The organism is Chryseobacterium sp. WG23 (assembly GCF_024586575.1).
Lineage (GTDB): Bacteria > Bacteroidota > Bacteroidia > Flavobacteriales > Weeksellaceae > Chryseobacterium.
Genome location: NZ_JALCZE010000006.1, coordinates 262,386 through 284,985, shown reverse-complemented (window position 1 = coordinate 284,985; position 22,600 = coordinate 262,386). Strand labels below are relative to the sequence as shown.

Sequence of the window (22,600 nt, the reverse complement as noted above, 5' to 3'; positions counted from 1 at the left end):
TATATTATAAAATTACACCTTGTATTCCTTGATAAACTGAGTAGGGGTCATTCCGGAATTTTTCCGGAAGACTCTTACAAAGTAGGAATATTCTTCATATCCCAATCTGAAAGCGACTTCAACAAGGCTTTCATCAAGGTACATCAGCATTCTTTTAGCTTCCAGCACTACTCTTTCTGTGATGACATCTGTAGCTGTTTTCTGAACAACAGTTTGAGCTATTCTATTGAGGTGCTTGGGTGAAATGTTTAATAAAGAGGCGTAATAAGCAATCGATTTTTCATCAGGAAAGTGCTCTTCAATTAAATTTTCGAAATCCTGATAATGTTTAAAATAAGAAAGTCCGGCGGAGGAATCCAACCTGCTAAAATCTTTTGAAAACAACCTTGTAGCATTGATAAAGATCTGAGACATCAATGAAAGCATCAACCCTTCTTTCATAATATTTTTCCCCTGATATTCTTTTTCCAACTCCTGGAATAAGTGTATATTTTGTTTGAGTTCCAGGGTATCCAGCTGAAGTTTTCTTGGAAAAGATACAGATCCGAAAAATGGAAAATTTCTCAGCTTCTGATTTACATAGTGCATTTCATAAAACTCCTGGGAACAAAAGAAAATATATCCTTCAATATCTGCAGAAAGCTCCCAGCTATGAATCTGACCGGGAGACAGAAAGAAGAGACTGCCCTCTGAAACTTCATATTTTTGAAAATCGATTTCATGAAATCCTGTTCCACCTGTAAAAAGAACAGCAGCATAAAAATCATGCCTGTGAGGTTTTTCGATATGACGGTGCCCTACAACCAGATGATTTTTCATAGTATTAAAATAAAAGTCTGACGTATTTCTGCCAGCCTGAAAAAGATCAATATGAAGAACTGAAATCGAATTCATCACCTGCTATTTATAAAAGAAAACGGATTGAATATTGATAAAAGTAGTACAAATAAAGGGAAGTTGCAAATTTCAAATAAAAAAGGACATTTCACTTCAAAAAAAGTTAGAGCATTAAAGTAAATGCTCTAACTAAGGAATATTGTTAAATTATGATTTAATCATTATTCATTGTTGTTATATAGTGTAACATTTGATAAATACCTTTGTAAGGTGGTCCTTTCTCTACGTCAATAATTAAGGATGATTTATTATTAAAAGTCAATAAAAGTCTTGTAAAATTATCTGCTTTAGTAACTCCATTTTTAATTTCCTCAGATAAAGCAGGTTTAACATGTGTAAGATTATTATACTCTAGCTCTAATAGTTGGTTTTTTTTATTGAAAGCAATTTTAACATCTGTAAACAGCATCCAAGATTCATCATCTATAAAATATATTAAAATTGGAGTTTCATTTTCTTTTATTTTATAATTAATATTAGTTAATAAGCTAGTATTATTTTTAATTAGTCTTGTCTTAATTCCTTCTCCTCCCTTTCTATTGAAGAGAGATTCTAATATTGTTTTTTTTACCATAAATCTTATTTTAATGCCTTTTGTAATATAGTACCTGATCCTATTTTTTCGAAAGAATATCCAAAACGTTTTGCTACAGCAGGGTTTAAAAACCCATCATTTATAACTGCTGCTCCATAAATAGAAATTTTACTTGCTCCTTTTTCAGCAGCCTGTTTTTCCATTGTAGTAATTGTTGATCTCAATCCAGAAAGACTTTTTTTAGAAGTTTCCATTAAAAAAATATTTCTAGTATAAGTATTTCCTACCATTCCTTGAGTCCCATAAATACTATATGTTCCAATAGTCTCGGGTAAATCACGAGACGCTTGTTCAAGTGTTTCCTCTGCCATTGGAACAAGAAAACTTTTGACTTCTTTTTCTGCAACCTCTTTCGCCGCCTTTTCTATACCTTCTTCTACAAGTTCTGTCCCAATAGTTTTTATCCCACCTTTAATAATTGAACCAGAACCTAAAGTAACGACATCCAATGCAAGACCTCCAACTCCAAAGCCAAATTGCACCCAATTACCATCTCTAGCTCCTTCGTAGATATCTAGACCACTCCCTAAAATAGGTACAAAACCAGCACCAAATCTTGCTGTTTCACCTAAACTAAATCCACTAGTACTAAGGCTTACAGTTCCTATATTAGGGGATGCTGTTTTACCTTGTAAGGCTACATTTGCAATATTTGTTTCTTTGACACCATTGGAGTAAGTAGTAATTGATTCTATTCCCCCATCATAAGATAGTCCATCCCAATTAGCTGGTGAATTATTTGGATCAGGATTATTTATCTTTGATATCTCTAATCCTTCCAGCTCTCTCGCATCAACAACTCTGTTTTCAGAAAAATTATAATGTGACTGATAAGCGTATACTTCACTTAACGGGTCAACATTAAAGAACCTCCCCATCGCAGCATCATAATTTCTCCATCGGTAAGAACTCCATCTTGTTTCCCTCTGTTTTTCCTGTCCCTGACTAGAATATCTATATGATGGGTTTATTGTACCTACAGTGCTTAAGTCTCCTCCAAATTCCAGTCCGAAAGGATAATAATGGGTAGTTCTGTCTAATTTCAGGTTTCCGGAGGCATCTTTATAATACGCCACTCTGATGTTTCCAACCTGATCTGTATAATTGTAAATATAAATATTCTTTTCAAAATCAAAATACCCTTCGGAAGTGGGTACAAAACTTAATAAATCATTGTCATACTGAAACCCGTCCAGATAATCTGTTTTTTCTATAGTTTCCGTAAGGTTGCCTCTTCCTGATCCATAAATATAGATCTTTCGTAGCTTTATACCACCAGCGCTGTACAAGTATTTTGTATTACTTTTATAAGCAATGGTATCATCCTCAGGAACATAGTCTCTGTTAAACTTAATGTAGTCGGGAAGATTCAGAAAGTTATAATCGATCTGCAACATGCCTTTATCGACATGGCTGGTCATATTTCCATTATTATCGTAAGTAATTGGATTTCCTGAAGAGCTGGGATAACCTCCATTATTCCCCGAGGTATCATTTACTGTAATAAGCTTGTTCCCGGTATAGGTATAGCTGAGGTTATCCATCACTATAGTTCCTACATTTGTTAACAATCTGTTTCTTTTTAGAGTTTGGATATTTCCGTTGACATCATAGGTCAGGGTTTCATTATAATAATTGTTCTGCGGAACGGTCGTATTGGGTTCTGAGTATATTCCATTCTTTAGCCTATCCAATCCGTCATACTGATAATTATATCTTTTCAGTTTTCCATCATCCGAACTTGCCCAGTCGATCTCTGCAATATTTCCATTGTATTTTCCTGTAGAAACATTGGAATAGGTGGGATTTTGGTATTTAAGCTCATAGGCGAAGAGTTTTCCATTCAAATTAGCAGGATCATTAATCTTCGTCATCCAACCACGGATATTGTAAGCATAATCAATACTTTGAAGATTATTTCCTACCTTCTTATTGGAAAGTTGAGACAATTCATTGTAGGTATTTTGAGCCAGAATTTCAACAGGATTACTGTCTACCTGATGTTTATGTACCAATAATCTATTCTGAGCATCATACTCAAAATTTTCTGTAATGATTCTTTCGATATCAGTGTTTAATCTTTTATGCTTTGTAACCGCAGTTTGTGGAACTCCAGCAAAGTCCAGTTTTGATTCTGTCTTGGTGTATCCTCCTAAATGATTAATGGAATGTATTCCAATAGATCTGCCTTTGGTGTCATAATACATATAGTTCTTTGTCCATCCAATATCATTAGCTTCTGTATTTTTTACATAGCTTGCAGTGAGTAGTCCCTTTGTGCTTACCACAGAATTTTGAATATTATCCTGTAAAACATTACTTCCTTGTATTTGTGATGGAGTGGCAGATGATCCAATTGGATAAGTATCATAATAATTGAGACTTAAAAAATTATAGACTTTATCATATTGAGGATAGCCCGAAGTAACAGAATAATAGATATCCATTCCGCTATAGTTCATAGATAAACCAGGACTTCTGGTTTCACTATTGTTACCTTTAGTATCAGCATAATTCTGTTCTTCTAAACGGGTGCTTCCCATAGCCTGACATATCCCAGTCATAATTACTCTTGAAAACTGATCATATTTGGTGTACATCCACTGTCCTTTAGCTCTGAGATTGGCATCTTGTGTACCCACCAGTCTATCCTGTTTATCATACACCATATATTCCCAGTCTTTTCCAGGAAGCTTCTTTTCTACCAAACGGTTTCTGCCATCATAACGATATTCATAAGCTAATCCCTGTTGATCAGCCCATCCCCAATGTACTTTTTTTGATAACAAGGGAGGAATTACCCATGCTAACTGGTCATATTCATTATAAACATAATAGGTGTCTGCATTTTCTGTGACGCTGATTACTTTTCTTACCATCAACGTCTGTCCTTTTCCATTTTTGAATTCAATGGCTTGGTTTCCGTCTTCATCGGTCACTGTATTTTTGTAGAGCTGGCTTGCTCCATACATTCCTCCATACTCAATTGTCGATTTTGTAGCTCCGTTTTCCCAAATCGTGGTAGTAAACATTTTTATCACTTCCCCATCAACATTGGCAGCATAATCAAATTTAACAGGTTTATTACTCCAGTCATTACCTACTTGAATCTGCTGCTGGATTCTATCCAAAGGAGAATTTTCCAATGTTCTTTCTAAATAGATCTTTTCTCCACTATAGATGGAAGGTGCATTTCCCAAAGGTGAGGTATAAATTGCTCCATTCTGCGTACCAGACTGCGGAATTGGTAAATATCTTTTCGTTTGTCTTCCAAATTGATCAAGTTCAATTGGTACTACAATATCTTTCCCTGATGGGGTTACTTTTATGCCAATAATTTGTTTAGTCTTTCCAAATCCATCCAGATATTCAATATTTTCAACTTGTTTAGCATTTGGATTAGTAATTGTCACTGGTTCCAAATATGCCCTAGTTTGTATATAATTTTCTGTTAGTGTTTGACTCCAAACTAACCGATATATAAGTATAAAAGTAAATAAAACTATATTTTTTTTCATTTAGATTAGTTTTGCTTATTTAAAATTCAATTATTACTTAATTTATTTTACTTGTAATTATAATTATACTCAATTTCAATTTCTCCATCTTGATTTAATACAGATTTAAGTCTATTCATTACATCATATCTATATGTTTTTTTTATTCCTGATGAATCGATATTATTTGTTACTCCAATTAAAGGGTTGTAAGTAAATGTTGATATTTGACAATCTTTCAGTGCAGAATTTGTTCTGAAAACCTTTAGAGCATCAATTAAATCAATCTCTGTTGCTTCATCAATGTCTGAATTTGATTTTTTCACGATGTTTAACTGAAGATAAGCATTAGGATCTACAGGAGATAGTCCAAAAGCATTCATCACACTTTGATAAGTTGCACCTTCGATTTTTGCTAAAGGTAAAGTCTGATTATAACCGTAAATTAAAGTATAAACTTTTTCTTTTTCTTTATATTGTAACAAGTTACCTTTATTATCATATAAATCAAAAGTAGCTTCTGTATGATTTTGCAATTGTTTATCAAACTGAGTAAGAGAAGTTGGCAAACTATTATTTACGTTCTCATATTTGGTTTCAAATTTTTCGATTAAATAGCCATTTTTTTTAATTTCAGAAATTAAAGGAATGCTGATAACATTAGCATTAATGAGCTTTATATTATTAACGTCTGTTGCATATAAATACTTTTTTTCTAATTCATCTCCATTTTCATATGTTATTTTATGCATTTGTAATAAGTTCCTTTCATTATAATCAAAAAATTCAGCACTAGTGATCCCCAAATCTTTATTTTCTTTACCTACAACATTAATTTGATAACTAGTAAATGGTTTTGAGCATGTAGAACAAATGAAATTAAAAACAGACCAAACATTTTTTGTACTTTTTAAAACTTCAGTTTCATTAAATATTTCCATTTTTTTTAATAATCCCAAAAAACGTATATCGCTGATTCCAGTGTCAAAAGTATAGCTCACTCCTCCTTTACTTAATATCTTTTCAGAAACGTTTTCAAAAAGTACAGAGGAATTATCTAACGTAAGAATAGGATTATTATAATAATAGTTTTTAATTATATTATTTGATCCATTATTTATTTCTAGCTTGTCTACAACTTGATATTCTATTTCATCTACAAGATTTTGTATTTTTCTATGAACAAAAACATTAGGAAGAAATGTATTTAAAAGTCTAGTATTATCTTGTGCATTCTCATCCATTTCATAAACCAATATTGTATTTAGGCTATTATTAATAAAAGTTAAATAATTATTATAACTATATGATAGTTTTGATGAAGGAACCCAAAACTTATTAAAATCTTTAAAGTAGAATTTTCCATCATTTCCCCTATATGTAATTCGTGTCCCAGTCCCAGTCTTTTGATAAATACCACTGGTTGATGAGCTATAATTGAGAACAAAAGTATCTTCTCCTAAAAAATCTTGTGAAAAATATTCTTTATCACCATAAGAATTATATAATTCGGCAATTTCTGAGTTTGAATCTCTCGAAAAAAGTTTATAGCCATCAGACTCTCCTTGAACATTCACCTTTGCAAAAATTGAATTTCTACTAATATCAAAGAAGCCAGATCCTAAAGATTTCTTTAATATAAAATTATCTGAATTAGGATTATACATAAATAGATTCCCTATATTAGAATCATGAATATAGATATTCTCGCCAATTCTTAAAGAAGAAGTAGAAGGAGGAAGACAACCACTACCACAAGGTGGAGTATATGTTTTAAAAATCCATTGCTTTCCATTATAATGCCCTAAAAGATTATTATATATCTTATCAGTTAATTTAATAGTATTGTTACCACCTTGAGATTCTTTTTTATTTGCCCAATTAAATGATTGATCTGATATTTTATTTTGTTCTACAATATTATAATTTTCATCCCATTTATATATATAATATCCAGTTTCGGTTGCTCTTAACGCAGATGTTCCATTGATAAAGCTCCAATTTGTTTTAAAAGGGTAAGCTGTATCTGATAAATGATTTAATTGGGTAGTAGAACTAGTCCATTCATTAAACATATTCTTATGATAAAAATTTAAAACATCACCATTACCGTTATAATTATATTTATGTTGGATAATTTTATTATCCATAGTTGAATAAAATGTATCTCTTAAATTTTCTTGATTAAAAGTACTTTTGTTCCACTGATAGTTAATTAAATCATATATATTAAATGTTCCGTCATAATAATTTCTGCCTGCAGCTAATAAAACAAAGTCTTTTCCTTTATATAATTGTGGAAAAAAATAACTTATGCTATTAATATTTGCCAGATTTTTTACAACATATTTCTCGTCTTGAAACACATTCCAAGTTTTCCCATCCACATTTTTATTATAAAGAAACAATTTTTGTTTTAAATCAAATGTTGAAGCGTACTGTGTAGTTTCAAAATACATGAAACCAAAAAAATCTTCAGAAGATACTATTTGAAATGAAGGCTTTTCACCAACTTTAGCATTTGCTCCTAAATAAATTTTGTAAGTGGAACTAAATTCAGTATTAACATTTGTTAATGTCCAGTTTTTCCCCGTCCAATTATAAACCTGTAATAAATAATTAATATTACTAGTACCTATTACAGGATGTTGCCAAAAAACCAATAAATAATTGTTTTGTACAATAAAATGTGGTTGATTCCATTTTGTTGGATCAGGAGACAAAATGTTAAGTTCTAGATTTTTAAAAGTTTCTTTTTTATAACTAAATTTTACACTTCCTTTATACTTATTATAGAAATATTCAAGAAGACCATCGCTATTATATTGAAACTTATATTCATTGAAAGAGCTAGTTGAATTAGGAGTGACCTTATTAATTTCTAATAAAAGCCTCTTATTTTCTCCACTTACTTGAGGTAATAAATAATTAAATTGATATTTACACATTTTTATATTACCATTATCGTAAATTTCAATATTATCTAAAAATAGACTACTATAACGATCTAAATATCCATCTGGCTCCGTATATGAAATTGATGTTTCATATATTTCATTAGGGACCTTTGGTAAATAATTAAATATTATTTTGCCATAGTCACTGGCTATTTTAGCAAGCACTATTGATTCAGTTGCATTTAAGCCATTTATTCTGTTAGGGTTTTCTTTTTTTAAATATTCATATAATACTTCTTTATTACTTGTTGTTACTTCCCTACTTATATTCCAAGAAATAGAAATTTGATTCTCTATATCATATTTGGATGGACCTGTCCAATTTCCATAAAATAATGTATACTCTTTTGCATTAGAAGATTCTCCAAGTATAATTTGATTACCATTATCCTTTCTAATAATCCATTTATCAGATTGAGAAGAATAAGTGAAAAGCCAATTAGAAAATTTCTCTGATGTAAACCTATAAACAATTTCATTATTAACTGTTTCTTTATTTACAGGATGTAATTTTATATTTGCTTCATCATAAAAAAAATAAAATACATCATCATCAATTGTTCTTGTATTTCCATGATCTCTTACAAGTTTGCATACTTTACCGTATTGAAAACCTTCTCCTATTTCACCTTGGTTATATGAATATAACTTTTTTTTATAATTTTTTCCTATTTCAGAGCTATAGCTTAACCGTAAAGAAAGATCACTACTTCCCAAATTAAAAGAGAAATCAGCTACACCCTTTTTGAAATCAACGAAATTACTTTCTTTTAAATTAAGTAGATTAGACGATTTCGTAATTTTTTCAGGATCTATTTTTTCTTCATTTTGTAATTGAGAATATATTATTGCAAAAAATAGAATATTAAAAAATAAAAATATCCGTTTCATAATTTAAGTTTATTTTTTTATCAGTTTAGCATTCGCTGTTTTATTCGTATCCGTTTTTATGGTCACCAGATAAGCACCCTGAACAAGAGCCTGTGTATTGATTTTGGTAACATTATTCTTTGTTTTTATATTCTGAAGCTGTCTGCCACTCATATCATACAACATAATATCAGCTTCCTTGAAACCATTGAATCCTATTTCTACATAAGCATAATCAGATACGGGATTCGGATAGATCTTGATGTCATGTTTTTCAATCAATTGATCAACCTGTTTGTCTCCCAGCTTCACAATCTTCCAGTTCTCTTTTCCAAATTCCTCGGCGCTTGTGCCTACTAAAATGATCGAGCCATCCCTGTTGAGCTTCAAATCTGAAAGTCTTTCTTCTTTTTTAGAAGATTCTCCTTTGACGTGTTTTCTCCACTGCTCATTACCGTTCCCATCCAGATATAACATCCAGAACTTTTCATCATCGGCTTCTATTCTTCCCTCAGATTGCGTATAGCCTCCAAGTAAAATTCCTTTAGTAGAGGCATTATCCGCAGAATGGATTACATTCATTCCCATTAAAATATCTCTGTTTTTGAAGTTGTAAGATTTTTGCCAGATCTCTTCGCCTTTTTCGTTCAGGGAGATTAACCATAGGTCTGTACCTTCTTCAATGCCAACAGTTTTATTTCCTGATCGCTCGGATCGGCTTTCTCCTCCGATAATAAAACCGTTTGAAGTTAAAGCCAAAGTTCTGATATGGTCATCTTCTTTACCTCCAAAATTCTTTTCCCATTCAGCCTTTCCTTCGCTGTTAAGTTTGATGATATAGTAGTCTCCTTCGCCATAGTTTTCAGTCTTTTTTGATCCTCCAATAGTACTTCTGGAATAAATTTCTAACAATGCTCCACCATCTTTCGTAGGAATTATTTTTTCAGCTTCATCAAGACCTTTTCCTCCAAATACGGATTCTGACAAAGTTTTGCCATCCTTATCAAGCTTTACAATCAAAACATCTTTTGATCCGTAACCTTTAGCTGAGCTTTGTACATTACCTGCTACAAAGAATCCCTGGTCCGTAGTTTGGATCACTGCTCTGGCTTCTTCATCAGATTCAGATCCTAGAGTTTTTTGCCACAGTTCATCTCCTAGTTCATTAAGACGGATTAACCAAATTTCTGAATATCCTTTAGATTCATCCTTCTTATCCAGCCCTTTCCCTGAATATGAAGTCCCTACTACAGCAAAACCACCATCTTGTGTTGCAACGGTTCCAGCCAAGTAGTCGTGATTGTTTCCGACAAAGAATTTTTCCCATACTTCATTCCCTTGCTGGTCAAGTTTTATTAAATGGAAGTCGTAGCCGTTGTTCTGTTTACTGTCTTGTAACTTACTACTCTGAATCGAGCTTCCTGTGATCAAATACTGGCCGTCAATAGTTGTTGTAACCTGGCTTAGAAAATCCTGGGTACTGGATTTAATATCTCGTTGCCAGACCACTTCCTGTGAATAAAACAGGCTAATAGTACACATTGTAAGTATACTCATGTAGAGTTTTTTCATCTGTTGTTGTTTTTTTAGTTAATTAAAATTTTCGCGAATTTCATATAATTTTTCAACATCTGTTGAATTATTTTTAAGATATTTTTTTCATAATAATGCTCCTGAATAAGTGTCTAACTTTTTGGGGGCAGTGCAAACTTGTCGTATTATAATTGTTCTTAAACTTTTTCATTGTCGTTGCCACTTGTCCTTTGCTGAAGTTTGATTATTAGATTCAGCATTTGTATTACGGATTTTAGAATTCTTTTTCCTGACTTGCTTCTGAATAGCTATCAAATCTCATTATATACCTTTCAAGAATATTTTTGTCAAATAGATAGGCATTGCATTTTGCCTGCGTATCATCTAAGATCATATTCTTCATCAGTTGTAACTGGGTCAGGAGTATTAAAGATTCCTGCCACTATTACAGAATTTCACCGAAGTATTTATCTTTCAGCTAAATATCAATGAATAATAGATGCATATTGTCCTAATCATCTGTCAAACGTTCAATAAATATAGTTGCCTGCCTGGGTAATGCAGCAATATTATCTGCAGCAACCGCTGGTAAACTGCCATTGAACATTATAGATATTCTATATACGTCTCCTGTTGAATTTATTGACAACATTGTACTGCCAGTATCTCTTGTTTCCGGGTTATATTCTAAATCAAGAACAGTATATGGAGAAGTTGTATCATCAAGAGGAACTCCTTTTATAGTTCCTGCATAAAACCTTGTTCTATATTCCCCACTTTGAGCTGTCGGCGACGTGGTATCATCGTTATTCAAAAAACTTGATCTCCTGACCAGCATAGAGCTACCTGTCCAAACACTGCCCGCACCTGCTGCATTAAAAAATTTGAATTCCAGTTTACCACCAATTCTATTTTCACAATTAATGCCAATACAAGATGAATTATTTCTATATCTTATTGATACATTTCCTATATTCACAGCTTCTGTAACATAGCTATAAGTGCCGGGAATTTTAACATTTTTTACTGTAAATTTTATTGTTTTAATTGCAGGTGTTTCAACATCAAAGCTTCCAATAGGAACAAAATCGATGTCCCCTTGACTATTCCCTACAAGAACCCGGTCATACACATTGGCACTGTCCTTTTTATCAGTAAGTGAACGTATTCTAATATTTCCGTTGATATCCAAACTCCGGGTTGGCTTTAGTGTATTAATACCGACTTTACCAATCTGCCCAAAAAAATTTGCATATGCCAGTATACATAATAATAAAAAACTTATTTTCATAACTTCATATTTTGTATTATTATAGAAATTCAAAAAAAATATAATAGATTATTTATTCGAAATTTTTCAATCAGACCTAAATGTAATTAAGAATATTAATTCTCAAAAAAAAGAATATACTACACAGATACTCCATTAACTAAAACGACTGATAATAAACAACATACAATATCACCACAATATATATCACGAGCTCAATAATAATTTTATAATGGATATTTTATCCTTATCTTTTCAGAAATTTTGAATTGGAAATTCTTAAATCAGGTACAAAATCTCTATCATTATCCATCCAACCGTTTATATTTTATAAATAGCTTATTCGCCTTCATAACAATTTGAATAAAGTGACCAATTTTCCCTTCCCAACTTCATCCGTGTGGCTTCATATAAGACAAAAGCACTTCAGCACTTTAAAGATATATTTGGATACAACTTTAAAAAATTTTTATCTTTGAGGTCTAGGAGTTGTAAAATGAAAATAAATTTACCTGACAAACTGTATTATTCTATAGGAGAAGTAGCAAAAGCATTCGATGTAAATACTTCATTAATACGTTATTGGGAACAGGAATTCCCCATTATCAAACCTAAAAAGAATAGAAAAGGTAACCGTTATTTTACTCCTGAAGATATCAAGAACCTCCAGATGATTTATCATTTAGTGAAAGAAAAAGGATATACTCTGGACGGTGCCCGTGTTGCTTTGACCACAAACAGTAAAATTTCAGAGACCATTACACTTATTGACAGACTTGAATTTGTAAAGGCTGAACTTATAAAGCTAAAAGAGTCTTTGGGAGAAAAAGATTCCGAATAATTCTTATCCTCATAAAAGTATCTTCACAGATACTTTTTTATTTAAATAATTCTCATTTTAAGTGCTTTATATGTATTTTAAAAGCTATTAAAATGAATTTATATTGTAAAATCACTCATTTAACAGCCAGCCATTGTCTGATCTTGTTTTTATCAATAGGTTTACCTTATGATGAGAAAAAGCTATTATCGGAAACTGGCATTTATGGTTTTGCTGCTGACCATCCTATTTGCGTATCAGAAATATACCAGCAGAGAAAAAGCTTCTTTTCCTGAAGTGAAATTTATTATGGAGACTTCTGCTCCTGCCGGTTTATCTGATTTTGATCCTAATATATTGGATAAAGCACAATGGCAGCAACTTGGTTTTTCTGAAAAACAGACTTCTACTATCCTTACATATAAAGAGATCATAGGGGGTCAATTTACTTCAAAGCAACAGCTTAAAAAATGTTATGCCATTTCCGCAGATAAATTCACGGAACTTGAACCTTATATTCTGCTTCCGGCAACGCAACCAGATGCAAAATCAAATCATTTTAAAGGTTTTGAAAAGAAATCCCTTATAATTTCCGGAAAATTCAATCCGGATCAGCTTTCTGAAGACCACTGGATACAAATGGGATTCAGCGAAAGACAGGCTGAGGCTATTTTAAAATATAAAAAATACCTGGGAGGCAGTTTTATCAGTAAAGAGAAATTTAAAGAATGCTTTATCATTTCTGCCGAAAACTATAGTAAACTGGAGCCCTATCTCTTGTTACCGGTAAAAACTCCTGGAAATTTTCAAAATATCAGTAAAAATACGGCTCTGAAAACCAAAATATCTTATCATCCTTTTGATCCCAACACGCTGGATGCAGAAGGTTGGATGGCCATTGGATTCTCCGAAAAGCAAGCCCATGTTATTGTTAATTATCGAAACCGCAATCTGGCAGGAAGCTTTAGGACAGCAGAGGATCTGCAAAAATGTTTTGTAATTTCTGCGGAAAAATTTCAGGAATTAAAACCTTATATCCAAATAAAAGAACATGTAAAGCAACAGGAACAGACAGATTTTTCAAAAACGAACCTTAACGCTATTACCTTTAAGCAGCTTTTGGAATTTGGATTGGATGAAAGAAGTGCAGGATCCATCATTGGATTTAGAAAAAAGCTGGGTGGCTTCGTCAATAAACAGCAGATCCTGGATACCTACAATATTGATAAAGAACTGGTTCAAAAACTGATTTCTATATGTCCCCTGGACGCTTCAGCGGTTGCCAAATACAGCTTAGCAGATGCGCCTGAAGACTGGCTGAAAAACCATCCTTACTTTAAGTATTCAGCAGATAAAATTATATTTTACCGGATCACCTATCCTGATGATAAAAAAATATGGAAGTTTCTGAAGTTAAAGCCTGAATATGAAGAAAGAATGAAATTATATGTCAAATAACACCGTATGGATAAAAATTGAACGCTTACACATTGACCATAGTCTAATCACAGTCTACTTAGGTTTTAAAAGGTAGATTTCGATATAAACTACTCCAAAAAACATCTGTTTCCCGGAATAGTTTATAATCTGAATATTGATCAATTTTAATGATGCATATAATTGCTTGGGCCATTGGTTCCTTCAATGGATTCCGGTAATATCCCATATCGGGTACGTAAATTGACGGTACCTAAGTTTTTTCCTGTATTGATATCAATTATACTAATGGTCCCCGAATTTAAGTTAGGAATATTCAGTAAATTATTCTGCACGGCTACCACCTCTTTTCCTGATTTGGTTTTGAAGAAAGCCATATGATGTGCTCCTTTATCTGCATCAAAAGTTTTCAAAAGCTTTATTTGAGGGAGATTACTTAAATCAAAGACAAGTACTTTTCCGGGATCTGCAAAACTTACATAGAGTTTGCCTGTATCGTCAATATACATTTCGAGTGCCCAGCCTAATCCTTGGGTACTTCCTTCGAATATTTTAGTAAAAGCATCATATTTTTTGGTCACAGCATTGTAGGGAGCCATCCAGATATCGCCTCCAAGCATTGTAGTAGCAAGAGCATATTGTGGAAATTTTCCACGTAGTAATAAAACCTCAACAGGAGCAGACATATCTGTTGGTGAGTCTGCTAACTGATAGGTCTCCTTTAATTCATAGGTCTTGAGATCTAGTAAGGTACAAGTATTTCCCATGCCTGTACTGAGATCCGGGTGAATAGTTGAGGTTACCATCATTAATCCTTTTTCCTCATTAACGGAGATGCCATGCGGATACATTATAAATTGATTTGGATTATCCTGAATGGGTGCTTTAATAGTTTTAATAAGCTGATTATTATCCGCGTTAAAAACACCTATACTGCCATCTTTTGGACCTCCTGCCCCACCCATAAAGGTCATAAAATATCTTCCGTCATTGGTAAAAAACAAATTTTCTCCTACCGTATTCTCACCTGTATCAATGGGTGTTGCACTAACTAATTTGGGCTGCCCATTTTGATCATCTTCTGTTTTTATCTGATAGAGATAGCTGCCCCCCAAAGCAGTTGTGAACATTTTTTTTTCGTTATGATTATAATAAATGTGGTGAGGCAATACCCCGATACCCAATTCAAGCTTGCTGCTAATATATCCAAAATTGGGAGCTTCAGGATCTAGTTCTATTACAGCAATTCCGTCCGGTAATCCCTGTAAACTTCTGTAGTCAATATAAAACAAAGAATCATGGGGATGATTTGAATTGTGGTTATCATTGTGACAATTAGTAAGTGTTATCAGAATAATAAACAAAAAGACTACATTAAATTGTAATTTCATGATTTTCAGGTTATAGTTGTTATTATTATAAATATAATACAATTTTATTAAAAAATAAAATATATTACACTGTTAAGTGAAAAATAATTGACACCTGAGATTATGAAGAGAAATATCTTACAACTCACAACCTTATAGGTTTTAAAAACTTATAAGGTTTGGCACAATAAAATATAGGTATACTACAAAACTTGGTAAGTATTGCAGGAAAAAATCAAAAAAAAGAAAGTGGAACCGTTAAGATATGTATAGATCTTAGTCGATTGTTTTATTAGAATCCACCAGTAAAGAGTTTAGCGTATTAAGTTCTTCATCTGTCAGATCTCTCCATTTTCCAATAGGAAGATCCAGTTTAATGTTCATTATACGGATTCTTTTCAGCTTCTTTACCTCATAGCCAAGATATTCACACATTCTTCGGATCTGTCTGTTCAGTCCCTGCGTAAGAACAATCCTGAAGTTCATGTCATCAATTTTCTCTACTTCACACTTTTTGGTAACTGTATCTAAAATAGGAACCCCATTTCTCATTTTCTCCAGAAACCTTGGATTGACAGGTTTATCTACACGAACAATGTATTCCTTTTCGTGGTTGTTTCTCGCTCTTAGGATTTTATTAACGATATCACCATCGTTGGTTAGAAGAATAAGTCCTTCGCTGGGTTTATCCAATCTTCCGACAGGGAAAATCCTTTTAGGATGATTGACATAGTCTACGATGTTATTTTTCTCACGTTTGGTGTCTGTAGTACAAACAATGCCTACGGGCTTATTAAAAGCAATATATACAGGCTTATCTTCCCGTTCTCTGACAGGCTTACCATCTACTTCTACAACATCTTCATCTGAAACCTTTGTTCCCAGTTCAGGAATTTTGCCATTAATTGTTATCCTTCCTTCTTCCAATAGTTTATCTGCTGCCCTTCTTGAGCAGAACCCTACTTCTGATAAATATTTATTAATACGTGTTTTTTCCATTAGTCTATACCGTAGCCGGTATCATTTTTATTGCCATTGAATAGGTATGCCTTATTCATTTTTTACAACCCTTCAAATCTAAAGTCATTGTTCAAAAACTGATCTGTAGCATCTTCAATTTTATAATCCCCGATCTTTGTGCGTCTCAACTGTGTCAGGTAGGCTCCTACTCCAAGTTCCTGCCCTATATCGTGGGCCAGACTTCTGATATAGGTACCTTTTGAACAACCCACCATAAAACTTACCAAAGGAAACTCAATCTTAATATCTTTAATGTAATGAATGGTTGTTTTTCTGGATTTCATTTCAACTTCCTCTCCTGCTCTGGCAAGATTATAAGCTCTTTGACCGTCAATCTTTATGGCAGAATAAACGGGTGGCTTCTGCTCAATTTCTCCCACAAATTTATCAAGTACCTCTTTTACCCGTTCTTCTGATATCGCTGAGATATCCTGCTGAAGAATCTCTGGCTTCTCTGTATCGTAAGATTCTGTCTGTGCCCCAATTTTAATTTCTGTCCAGTATTCTTTTGGGGCATCCTGAATTTCGGGAATATTTTTCGTGAATTTTCCACAGCATACAATAAGAAGTCCTGTTGCTCTGGGATCTAATGTCCCGGCATGGCCAATTTTGAATTTCTTGGGAAGATCAAATTCACGTTTAAGTTTATATTTCATTTTATTGACAGCCTGGAAAGACGTCCAGTCCAAGGGTTTGTCTAATAAAAAGGTATATCCTGATTTCAGTTCTTCAGCGGTCATGAATGGTAGCTACTAAGCAATTAATAATGAATGAATATTTTCTTATTTAAAAAAATAAAAATAAATAAGCAAGGCTACACCTACAAAAATACGGTACCAGCCCCAAGGTTTGAAACCATATTTGTTCAGCACTCCAATGAAAGCCTTAATAGCAATAAGAGCAACAATAAATGCCACCACATTCCCTATAATAAAGATCATGATGTGATCTTGTGAAGCCATAATCATTTCGTATCCTTTTTGTGGGTTTCCAGTTCCTTTCCCCCAGGTTTTCACAAACACAGAGTACACTGTTACCGCCAACATAGTGGGAACGGCAAGAAAGAAGGAAAATTCTGCAGCTGCTTTTCTTGTCAGTCCCTGTGCCATTCCTCCAATAATAGAAGCTGCACTGCGGCTTGTTCCAGGCATCATCGCAAGACATTGCCAGAATCCAATGGTCACTGCATTTCTTATGGTAATTCCTTTTTCGTCATCAATTTTAGGATTCTTAAACCATTTATCTGCAAACAGTAAAATAATACCTCCCAGTACCAATACTGAAGAGATCGCAATCTGGTTTCCAAGGATAGCTTCAATCTTATCATCAAATAAATACCCTAAAACCAAAGCAGGTACTACGGCAAAACCCAGCTTAAAGTAAAACTGAAGATTTTTTAAATCAAAGAATTTTTTCCAGTACGCTACCACCACAGATAGAATAGCTCCAAACTGAATAGATACCTGAAACATCTTCAAAAATTCATCCTCAGGAAGTCCCATCAGGCTTGCGGTAAATCCCATATGGGCGGTAGAAGAAATGGGAAGATATTCCGTAAGACCTTCTACAATGGCAATAATAATTGCGTTAATTAAATCCATATTCTTTCAAAAAATTAAAAGATTAAGAGATCCTGAAGTTTAGAATACATGATTCTAAATTCCCAAATCTCTTAATCTCTAAATATAAATTGTTTCTATTTTCTTTTTAAAATAGCATATACTTCTATTACAAAACCAATGACTACAAACAGAGGTGCTATCCTGATCCTTCTGATGGAAAAAATACCATCGTTCCATGAATTGGGATCAAGTTTACCGTCTACTGTATTAGCATCCGGGCCCATCATCAGTAGAAAACCACCTACTATAAATGCCAGACCTATCAGCATCCATTTGAAATTCTGCTGTCCGAAATAAAAGGTGTTTTCCTGTGGTGTTTCCACTTCCCGGCCGAACTCCGTAGCGGAAAATTTATTTGTTTTTTTGCTCATTGTTAAGAGTAATATAAATCGTCAACGTTTGATCTTAAGAATCTCCAGGTTGCAATAATGGTACTTAGGACAGTAATAAAAATTCCTACTCCGAATACCAATAATACAAGCCATACATACTGTTGATTATCCTGTACAAATGCTGATCCAATCTGGTTGGTAAAGTAATACCAAACACCAAATAAAGCTAAAAGACCAATCAGAGCACCAATAGCGCCTAAGACAATAGCTTCTATAATGAACGGCTTAAGAATAAATCTTCTTTTAGCACCCACCAGCTGCATGGTCTTAATGATAAATCTCTTGGAAAATATTTTCAGACGGATCGAATTGTTGATCAGTACAACAGCTAACACCAGAAACAGAACTGAAAATCCTAAGATCCACTTTAAGATTCTGCTCAGGTTATTGTAAACATCTACCATTAATGTGCTGTCATTTTTAACATCTACAATACCAGGCACAGATTTGATTGCCTTAATGGCTTCATCAATTTTTGCAGGATCTACATATTCAGGTTTTAAAGCAATTTCGACAGATGAAGGGAAAATGTTTTCTTCAAACAATGCGTCACTATCGATACCCATACTTTTCTTGGCCTCTTTTGCAGCCATACTTCTGGAAATATAGGTAGCTTTTTTTACAGGAGCTAAGGTCTGTACCTTTTTTAAAGTTTCTTCCTCCAGTTTTGCAATCTTTACAGAATCTTTAGCGTCATAGTTTTCATCAAAGTAGGCATTCACTACCAATTGTTCTTTGATATAGTCAGAATACTTCTGGGCATTAATCAGAATAAGCCCCATTAAGCCTAACAAAAATAACACTAAGGCAATACTTATCACTACTGTAATATTGCTGGACCGAAGCCTTTTCTTATTAAAATCATCTACAGATTTAGCCATTAATATTAAAATTTTTGGCTAAAATAGAAAAAATCTTCCGAAATTTGGGACGAAAAAGAGAAAATCACTGTTAATAAAATCATAAAAAACTTTGAGTGTAAAAGCAAAAAAACATCTTGGTCAGCACTTTCTGACAGATGAAAACATCGCAAGAAAAATAGTAGAAGGTCTTAGTTTTGAGAACTATACCAACATCATGGAAGTAGGCCCCGGTATGGGAGTTCTCACCAAGTATCTTCTTGAAAAAGATCAGAATATTTATCTCGCAGAAATAGACACGGAATCTATTGAATACCTGAAAAAGAACTATTCCAGTATTACAGAAAATACTTTTGTAGGAGATTTTCTGAAACAGGACTTTAATTTTATCAAGGATGAGCAGATTGCTATCATTGGAAATTTCCCTTATAATATTTCTTCTCAGATATTATTTAAAATCGTGGATTATTATGGGCTCGTTCCTGAGATGGTAGGGATGTTCCAAAAAGAAGTTGCCGAAAGGACGGCAGCTGTACCAAGAACTAAAGATTACGGTATTCTTTCCGTTTTGATTCAGGCCTATTATGACGTCACTTATCTGTTTACAGTTCATGAGAACGTCTTCAACCCGCCACCGAAGGTAAAATCCGGGGTTATCAGACTTACGAGAAATCCGAAGGAAGGCTTAAGTGGTAATGAAGTCTTATTTAAACAGATTGTAAAAGCAGGATTCAACCAGAGGAGAAAAAAACTTTCGAATGCATTAAAAGTTTTGAATATACCTGAAGCTTTAAAAACACATGAATTTTTAGACAAAAGAGCGGAAGAGCTTAGTGTCGCAGATTTTATAAGCTTCACCAAACTTTGGAAAGAAAATCAATAGGTTATATTTCAATGTTTTATAGTAATTAATTTTTAGTTTAATATAAACAACCTGATCTATTTTGATTACAGCAAAAAGCCTTTCAGATGTACTGAAAGGCTTTTTTGGCTATATATTTTTATTTTTTACTCCCTGTTTTTCAGCATAATCCACCCTGATGAATTCATCTGAGCTTTGGATTTAGGGTATTCAAAATTAAACTTATACCAGTAGGTAGCTGTTGGAAGTCTCTTTCCTACAACAGTTCCATTCCATACAGGATTTTCTTTTGAGAACCTGAATACTTCTACGCCATATCTGTCATAAATAGAACCTGTGAAGTTCTTAAATTCCCCAAGAGCTTTAAGATCCAGCACATCATTTATTCCGTCGTCATTCGGAGTAATAATGTTATTGATTTTAAAGGTAAAGAAGTCTAAAGTTCCCACACAATGAGTTCCTACTCTTCTTACCAGGATAGTATATGTGGTATTATCTAAAAGTCCTGTAAAAACATTAGATTCCTGCCATGTAATGCCATCATCTATAGAATATTCCAGTTTGCTTGGCGTATTATTCATTGGAGGATTTTCAGCTATAATCACCATTGTTTTTTTAGCCCCATCATAATTAACTGCTGTAACATAAGGTGTAGCCGCCCCCATCACTTTAACAGAGAATAACTTTTTACAGATTCCGTTATCAATTTCTACGGTATAAATTCCCCATTGGTCTACTTCAATTCTCCGTGTGGTCTCACCGGTACTCCAAAGGTATTTGTAATTAGGACCTGCTCCGGCATCCAGAGTTACTTTGTCACCAACACACATTTCCACATCATGCAAAGGAGTAGTAATTTCAGGAGTAACCTCTATTCTGATGGTTGCAGGATTCAGGGATCTGCATCCTTTTGGTCCTATTGCATATACGGTAAAAACAGTAGTCTGATGCAATGTAACAGTCTGTGTACTTCCGGTACCTGGGAAATTATCCCAGAAATAAGTTGTTCCTCCTTCAGCAGAAAGCGTCACAGATTCTCCCGGGCATATTTTTATCTTGGATGATTTTAATTTTGCGGTAGGTGTTGCCTCTTTTAGCAATTTCAGCTCTATCATTTTACTGCAGAAACCTCCGTTTGAAACCACTACATATAAAATCTGGCCATCTGTACCGTTATAATTCAATATATTCTGGATATTATTCCCGTTTTGGGCAATAGCATCTGCCTGGTCAACATAAAATTTGAATACAGCACCTGGTGTTGGGCTTATTGAAGGCATGATCGTACTTAAATCGAAGGTGGTAATATCCGGGGTGGTACAGAGGAGTAATGTTGCATCCTGTGCCTGTGGGGTAGTTCCACCATGAATCTGAATAGATGCTTTTCCGGGACACGGATTCCCGGGAACGCTTACCTCAATAGTATAACTTCCCGGTTGTGTAGCAGTAATAGTGTTGCTTGTAGCATTAGGAATCGCTACTCCATTCAAATACCACTGATATAGTAAATTAGGATCACTTACAGAAGCTGTAATCACCTGTGGTACATTATCACAGACATTAATATCAGAAGGCAATGTAGCTCCGCTTGGATCCAGCAGCTCTACTCCAATATTAAAAGAACCTCCTTCAAGGAATACCGCAGAATCGTATGAATGATCGGCTCCATAAGGCCCGTAATCGGCAATTACCATTTTAAAGTGATATTCCTGCCCTGGGGTTACGGTAGCGGTAGCGGTAAGGGGAATTGTTCTTCCGTTAAAATTTGTTTCAATATGGGCTGTATTATATCCTGCAAAGTATAGTTCATTTACAGCAGCACAGCCTCCTCCTCCAGGAATTGCAGGGCGGATATTGGTAATACTTACAGGTCCGGCACCATTGGGAAGTACAGCCATATTGGTATAAGGTCCTCCCGAAGTAGGTCTTAGCAATATTGCAAAAGCATCCGCATAATTACATGGAAAAGTAGAAGTATATTCCTGAGATGCCAGGATATAATTAAACTTTATCTGAGAAGTAGTGGGTACGAAATCAAATTCCAAAAGCACAGCATCAGTCAGTGTTCCTGTTGCTCCTGTAGCCTGAGCTAAGTCGGAATCAGTACCTCCTCCGTTGGTATCACTAAGATAATCATCGAAGCTATTCCCTGCTTTACTGGCATATCCTGTAGAAAGGATAATACCATCTTTAAAAGGGAAATTGGTAGTAGCCTTATTAAAGTATCCCCAAGACCTGTTAGCATCTCCTACAGCATGATTAGGCGTAATCTTTACGTTGGTCACATTGGGAGTTACACAGGTATTGGTTCCTGATGAAATCAAAACATCTTTCACCAGCTTTTCTATGGTATAACTGGTTTCAGTATAACTTGGAGCATTTACATCAATAAAAACACCCGCCCTTCTGGATTCTTCGGTCCTTACACTTTTAATAATCTTTCTGGGTCCGTGTACTTGTGAGTATAAAAAATTGGAAACAATTAAAAAGAATAAATAAAACGGTAGATATCTTCTTCGCATAATACTTTGTTTCAACAAATTTAATTTTTTTTTAAATATCCTACATACATATTTATTTTTTTTTATAAAAAAACTA

At 33.8% G+C, this 22,600-nt stretch carries 16 protein-coding genes; 3 read left to right on the top strand and 13 right to left on the bottom strand.

Features of this window, described 5'->3' with window-relative positions:
• Nucleotides 1-12: 12 nt before the first annotated feature.
• The 6 genes from MP477_RS11525 to MP477_RS11500 form a co-directional block, all read right to left on the bottom strand.
• A complete protein-coding gene (locus MP477_RS11525) occupies nt 13-894 on the bottom strand; it encodes a helix-turn-helix transcriptional regulator (RefSeq protein ID WP_257190541.1) in 882 nt (293 codons plus the stop codon).
• A gap of 157 nt (nt 895-1,051) precedes the next feature.
• Complete coding sequence (locus MP477_RS11520; protein WP_257190540.1) at nt 1,052-1,471, bottom strand: hypothetical protein; 420 nt, start codon at nt 1,469-1,471, stop codon at nt 1,052-1,054.
• A gap of 5 nt (nt 1,472-1,476) precedes the next feature.
• Nucleotides 1,477-4,905 carry a DUF6443 domain-containing protein gene (locus MP477_RS11515; RefSeq protein WP_257190586.1) on the bottom strand — a complete coding sequence of 1,143 codons (3,429 nt, stop codon included), beginning with the start codon at nt 4,903-4,905 and terminating at the stop codon, nt 1,477-1,479.
• Between the two features lie 152 nt (nt 4,906-5,057).
• Nucleotides 5,058-8,837, bottom strand: coding sequence for a hypothetical protein (locus MP477_RS11510; protein ID WP_257190539.1), 3,780 nt, complete (start codon nt 8,835-8,837; stop codon nt 5,058-5,060).
• Nucleotides 8,838-8,846: 9 nt separating this feature from the next.
• The gene (locus MP477_RS11505) at nt 8,847-10,388 is read right to left on the bottom strand and encodes a T9SS type A sorting domain-containing protein (RefSeq protein WP_257190538.1); all 1,542 of its coding nucleotides are present in this window, start codon (nt 10,386-10,388) and stop codon (nt 8,847-8,849) included.
• A gap of 472 nt (nt 10,389-10,860) precedes the next feature.
• Nucleotides 10,861-11,640, bottom strand: a complete 780-nt coding sequence (locus tag MP477_RS11500) for a hypothetical protein (protein WP_257190537.1) — start codon at nt 11,638-11,640, stop codon at nt 10,861-10,863.
• 475 nt (nt 11,641-12,115) lie between these two features.
• Between MP477_RS11500 and MP477_RS11495 the strand changes: the two genes are divergently transcribed.
• Nucleotides 12,116-12,460, top strand: coding sequence for a MerR family transcriptional regulator (locus MP477_RS11495; protein WP_002980674.1), 345 nt, complete (start codon nt 12,116-12,118; stop codon nt 12,458-12,460).
• Between the two features lie 168 nt (nt 12,461-12,628).
• Nucleotides 12,629-13,897 carry a helix-hairpin-helix domain-containing protein gene (locus tag MP477_RS11490; RefSeq protein ID WP_257190536.1) on the top strand — a complete coding sequence of 423 codons (1,269 nt, stop codon included), beginning with the start codon at nt 12,629-12,631 and terminating at the stop codon, nt 13,895-13,897.
• A 146-nt stretch (nt 13,898-14,043) separates the two neighbouring features.
• On the opposite strand, the gene MP477_RS11485 is transcribed toward MP477_RS11490, so the two are convergent.
• The 6 genes from MP477_RS11485 to MP477_RS11460 all read right to left on the bottom strand — a co-directional run bounded on the left by MP477_RS11485 (nt 14,044) and on the right by MP477_RS11460 (nt 19,161).
• Nucleotides 14,044-15,267 (bottom strand): YncE family protein, encoded by a 1,224-nt coding sequence (locus MP477_RS11485; protein WP_257190535.1) that lies wholly within the window; start codon nt 15,265-15,267, stop codon nt 14,044-14,046.
• Between the two features lie 255 nt (nt 15,268-15,522).
• Nucleotides 15,523-16,245: a 23S rRNA pseudouridine(2604) synthase RluF gene (rluF, locus tag MP477_RS11480; RefSeq protein WP_257190534.1), complete on the bottom strand. Its 723-nt coding sequence runs from the start codon at nt 16,243-16,245 to the stop codon at nt 15,523-15,525.
• A gap of 62 nt (nt 16,246-16,307) precedes the next feature.
• Nucleotides 16,308-17,006, bottom strand: coding sequence for a tRNA pseudouridine(55) synthase TruB (truB, locus tag MP477_RS11475; protein ID WP_257190533.1), 699 nt, complete (start codon nt 17,004-17,006; stop codon nt 16,308-16,310).
• Between the two features lie 42 nt (nt 17,007-17,048).
• Complete coding sequence (locus MP477_RS11470; RefSeq protein WP_257190532.1) at nt 17,049-17,867, bottom strand: undecaprenyl-diphosphate phosphatase; 819 nt, start codon at nt 17,865-17,867, stop codon at nt 17,049-17,051.
• Between the two features lie 95 nt (nt 17,868-17,962).
• Complete coding sequence (locus MP477_RS11465) at nt 17,963-18,259, bottom strand: DUF3098 domain-containing protein (RefSeq protein ID WP_257190531.1); 297 nt, start codon at nt 18,257-18,259, stop codon at nt 17,963-17,965.
• A gap of 2 nt (nt 18,260-18,261) precedes the next feature.
• The gene (locus MP477_RS11460) at nt 18,262-19,161 is read right to left on the bottom strand and encodes an ABC transporter permease (RefSeq protein ID WP_230034312.1); all 900 of its coding nucleotides are present in this window, start codon (nt 19,159-19,161) and stop codon (nt 18,262-18,264) included.
• Nucleotides 19,162-19,252: 91 nt separating this feature from the next.
• Between MP477_RS11460 and rsmA the strand changes: the two genes are divergently transcribed.
• Nucleotides 19,253-20,023, top strand: a complete 771-nt coding sequence (rsmA, locus tag MP477_RS11455) for a 16S rRNA (adenine(1518)-N(6)/adenine(1519)-N(6))-dimethyltransferase RsmA (RefSeq protein ID WP_257190530.1) — start codon at nt 19,253-19,255, stop codon at nt 20,021-20,023.
• 125 nt (nt 20,024-20,148) lie between these two features.
• On the opposite strand, the gene MP477_RS11450 is transcribed toward rsmA, so the two are convergent.
• Nucleotides 20,149-22,524 carry a choice-of-anchor L domain-containing protein gene (locus MP477_RS11450; RefSeq protein WP_230034308.1) on the bottom strand — a complete coding sequence of 792 codons (2,376 nt, stop codon included), beginning with the start codon at nt 22,522-22,524 and terminating at the stop codon, nt 20,149-20,151.
• Nucleotides 22,525-22,600: the final 76 nt, after the last annotated feature.

Bases quoted from the DNA above. Each gene is read 5' to 3' on its own strand.
- MP477_RS11525 (WP_257190541.1), bottom strand. From the start codon at position 894: ATGAATTCGATTTCAGTTCTTCATATTGATCTTTTTCAGGCTGGCAGA.
- MP477_RS11520 (WP_257190540.1), bottom strand. From the start codon at position 1,471: ATGGTAAAAAAAACAATATTAGAATCTCTCTTCAATAGAAAGGGAGGA.
- MP477_RS11510 (WP_257190539.1), bottom strand. From the start codon at position 8,837: ATGAAACGGATATTTTTATTTTTTAATATTCTATTTTTTGCAATAATA.
- MP477_RS11505 (WP_257190538.1), bottom strand. From the start codon at position 10,388: ATGAAAAAACTCTACATGAGTATACTTACAATGTGTACTATTAGCCTG.
- MP477_RS11500 (WP_257190537.1), bottom strand. From the start codon at position 11,640: ATGAAAATAAGTTTTTTATTATTATGTATACTGGCATATGCAAATTTT.
- MP477_RS11495 (WP_002980674.1), top strand. From the start codon at position 12,116: ATGAAAATAAATTTACCTGACAAACTGTATTATTCTATAGGAGAAGTA.
- MP477_RS11490 (WP_257190536.1), top strand. From the start codon at position 12,629: ATGATGAGAAAAAGCTATTATCGGAAACTGGCATTTATGGTTTTGCTG.
- MP477_RS11485 (WP_257190535.1), bottom strand. From the start codon at position 15,267: ATGAAATTACAATTTAATGTAGTCTTTTTGTTTATTATTCTGATAACA.
- rluF (WP_257190534.1), bottom strand. From the start codon at position 16,245: ATGGAAAAAACACGTATTAATAAATATTTATCAGAAGTAGGGTTCTGC.
- truB (WP_257190533.1), bottom strand. From the start codon at position 17,006: ATGACCGCTGAAGAACTGAAATCAGGATATACCTTTTTATTAGACAAA.
- MP477_RS11470 (WP_257190532.1), bottom strand. From the start codon at position 17,867: ATGGATTTAATTAACGCAATTATTATTGCCATTGTAGAAGGTCTTACG.
- MP477_RS11465 (WP_257190531.1), bottom strand. From the start codon at position 18,259: ATGAGCAAAAAAACAAATAAATTTTCCGCTACGGAGTTCGGCCGGGAA.
- MP477_RS11460 (WP_230034312.1), bottom strand. From the start codon at position 19,161: ATGGCTAAATCTGTAGATGATTTTAATAAGAAAAGGCTTCGGTCCAGC.
- MP477_RS11450 (WP_230034308.1), bottom strand. From the start codon at position 22,524: ATGCGAAGAAGATATCTACCGTTTTATTTATTCTTTTTAATTGTTTCC.